Origin of the sequence: Daejeonella sp. (assembly GCF_044232565.1) — a bacterium.
Taxonomy (GTDB): Bacteria; Bacteroidota; Bacteroidia; order Sphingobacteriales; family Sphingobacteriaceae; genus Daejeonella.
On record NZ_JBIILQ010000274.1, the window covers coordinates 1 to 3336 of the forward strand.

The window sequence follows — 3336 nt, forward strand, 5'->3', positions numbered from 1 at the left end:
ATTATTTCGATTGGTCTGAAGCAGTAAAAACGGCTCCTTCACATCGTGTTTTGGCTTTAAGAAGGGCTGAAAAGGAAATTATTCTTAGCCTTGACATTGAAGTGCCTGAAGAGGATGCATTCCATCTCTTGGAATCGTTTTTTTTGAAGGGTACAAATGCCGCATCACAACAGGTGTGCCAAGCTGCAGCCGATGCCTTTAAGCGTTTGTTAAAACCTTCTATGGAGACTGAAATACGCCTTCTAACAAAGAAAGTAGCCGACACAGAGGCGATTCGTGTTTTTGCGGATAATGCCCGTCAATTATTATTGGCTGCACCGGTTGGACAAAAACGTATTATGGCTATCGACCCCGGTTTTCGTACCGGTTGTAAATTGGTGATTCTTGATGAGCAGGGTCAGTTGATAGAAAATACGAATATTTATCCCCATAATGGAAATGAATCGGCAAAGGAGGCCGAGAAAACGGTAAGATTTTTAGCAGATAAATATAAAATTGAAGCCATAGCTATTGGAAATGGGACCGCAGGTCGTGAAACGGAGACTTTCGTGCGCGCTATGCACATTCCAGATCTAATTGTGGTGATGGTGAATGAAAGTGGCGCTTCCATCTATTCCGCTTCGGATGTGGCAAGAGAGGAGTTTCCTGATAAGGATATTACGGTTCGTGGAGCAGTTTCTATTGGTCGAAGATTAATGGACCCACTTGCCGAACTCGTTAAAATTGATCCAAAATCAATAGGAGTAGGTCAATATCAGCATGATGTGGATCAAAATCAGCTTCAAAGTTCACTCGATGATACCGTAATTAGTTGTGTAAATTCTATTGGTGTGGAGTTAAATACCGCTTCGAAGCAGATTTTATCGTATATCTCGGGCCTCGGACCGCAACTAGCTCAAAACATTGTCGAATACCGCAATAAAAATGGCGCATTTAAGCGTAGAAACGATCTGAAGAAGATACCTCGCTTGGGTGATAAAGCTTTTGAACAGGCAGCCGGATTCTTGCGTATTCGCAATGCAGAGCATCCTTTGGATAGTAGTGCAGTGCACCCTGAACGTTATTCTTTAGTTGAGCAAATGGCCAAAGACCTAAATTGTACGCTTGAAGATTTGATGAGAGATGATCAGCTAAGGAAAAGAATAAAGCTTCAGAACTATGTTAGCGAAACAGTTGGTTTACCAACTTTAAATGATATTTTGAATGAATTGGCTAAACCGGGACTTGATCCACGTGATCAATTCGAAGCTTTCAGCTTTTCGGATGGGATTAATGCCATTACCGATCTTCATGTTGGAATGACCTTACCAGGAATTATTACGAATATTACAGCTTTCGGCGCCTTTGTGGATATTGGTGTTCACCAAGATGGCTTAGTGCATTTGAGTCAGATGTCTAATAAATTCATTAAAGACCCAAATGAAGTTGTAAAGGTAAGTCAGAAGGTGATGGTCAAAGTTACAGAGGTGGATATTTCGCGTAAGCGAATTGCCCTTACAATGAAAACGGAGGAAAAACCAGCACCAAGACCAAGGCCTGTGGAGCAACAAACAAAACCACAGCCACCACTACTTAAACCTCCAACTCAAGCACCTAAACCTCAATCTAAAAAAGCTGATGTGAGCTCGGATGAGCCTCAATCTGATTTGGCAATAAAATTAGCGGCTTTGAAGGGGAGATTTTCGTAAATTTAATAAAGTATCGTCCTTACACATTTTTTATTTTTTGGTTGCTTCTGTTATAAGGTTACAGGTTTCGTAAAGCGAGTATGGAGACTCTCACTTTTTGCTAATCCTAAAAGTGCTAGCGCAGCTCTACAGACAATGTGCGAATTAAAAGAAGATCGACGTATTTAACTGACAACCGATAACTCTCCTAATATAAATAATACTTATAAGTGATAACCAATACCCATCAACTCATTTACCTTTTCTCGTATCTTTAGGCCATGAATAATTCATTCGATGCTGTAATAATTGGTGGTGGTGCCTGCGGACTCATGTGTGCTGTGCAAGCAGGGTATCTAGGTAAAAGAACGCTTATTCTAGAAAAGAATGAAAAAGTAGGTGCCAAAATCCTTATTTCTGGCGGTGGCAGATGTAATTACACTAATTTATATGCTTCTGAGGTTAATTTTATCTCTGAAAACTCGCATTTCTGTAAATCTTCATTATCGCAATACACCGTGGAAGATACTATAAGCTTTTTTGAGAGCTTTGGCATCACGGGGCAAGAAAAAACTTTGGGTCAGCTATTTCCAGATAGTAATAATGCTAAAGATATTGTTCGAGTCTTCGAATCGCTTTGCGCGGATTTAGATCAAAAAATTATGACCAATGCGGAAGTAAAAGAGGTACAGAAACTTGATTCTGGAGAGTTCAAGGTAAGCTATTCGCATCAAACTAAATTAAAAGAAGTTATTGTCCCAAGTGTAGTTATTGCTTCTGGTGGATTGCCTATCGCTAAAATGGGAGCTACTGATTTTGGCTTGAGGATAGCACGCCAATTCGGACTCAGAATTACTGAGACAGCCCCAGCATTGGTTCCCTTAACTATAACCGGTAAGGATGCTGAGTGGTTCACAAAACTTAGCGGCAATTCTATTTTTTGTAGGGTTTCTAATGATCAAATTAGCTTTGAGGAGAATATCTTATTTACACATTGGGGACTCAGCGGTCCGGCAATTTTGCAGATTTCATCTTATTGGAAGCCTGGAGAATCAATTCATATAGATCTTCTTCCCAATCAAAATATTAGTGATATTATCCTGGCTCAAAAACTAGTAAATGGCCGTAAAACGCTTCTATCTTTGCTCTCTGATCTCTATACTAGAAAGTTTGCGGATGCATTAGATAAATACCTTCCAGTAGAAAAGAATTTGGCTTCTTTAACAAAGGAAGATTTAATTTTAATAGATCAAAAAATCCATCAATTTGATGTGAAGGTGGCGGGCGACAAAGGTTATGATAAAGCCGAAGTGATGAGGGGTGGAGTGGCTACAGATGAGCTTTCTTCTAAAACATTGGAGTCGAAAAAGGTTCCGGGATTGTATTTTGGAGGCGAATGTGTTGATGTAACCGGCTGGTTGGGTGGTTATAACTTTCAATGGGCTTGGTCGAGTGGTTTTGTTATTGCACAACATATTTAAGCAACTAATTTTGAACAAGGAACAATGAATAAGGATTAATGTACGGCCTAGATTTCGTTAGCCTGTAAACTGACAACGGCCAACTGATTTAGAATAAGGATCAAAGATTTAAGACAAGATTATAGTAATCTTGAGATTTCTATGCTACACTGAAATGGCTTCGAGAACCTCAGCCACCGGGTATCTGA

At 39.8% G+C, this 3336-nt stretch carries 2 protein-coding genes; both read left to right on the plus strand.

Annotated elements, in window-relative coordinates:
- The coding region (locus tag ACILQF_RS11895; protein ID WP_395627623.1) for a helix-hairpin-helix domain-containing protein at nucleotides 1–1688 on the plus strand (1688 nt) is incomplete at its 5' end.
- A gap of 260 nt (nucleotides 1689–1948) precedes the next feature.
- Complete coding sequence (locus tag ACILQF_RS11900) at nucleotides 1949–3148, plus strand: NAD(P)/FAD-dependent oxidoreductase (RefSeq protein WP_395627624.1); 1200 nt, start codon at nucleotides 1949–1951, stop codon at nucleotides 3146–3148.
- Nucleotides 3149–3336: the final 188 nt, after the last annotated feature.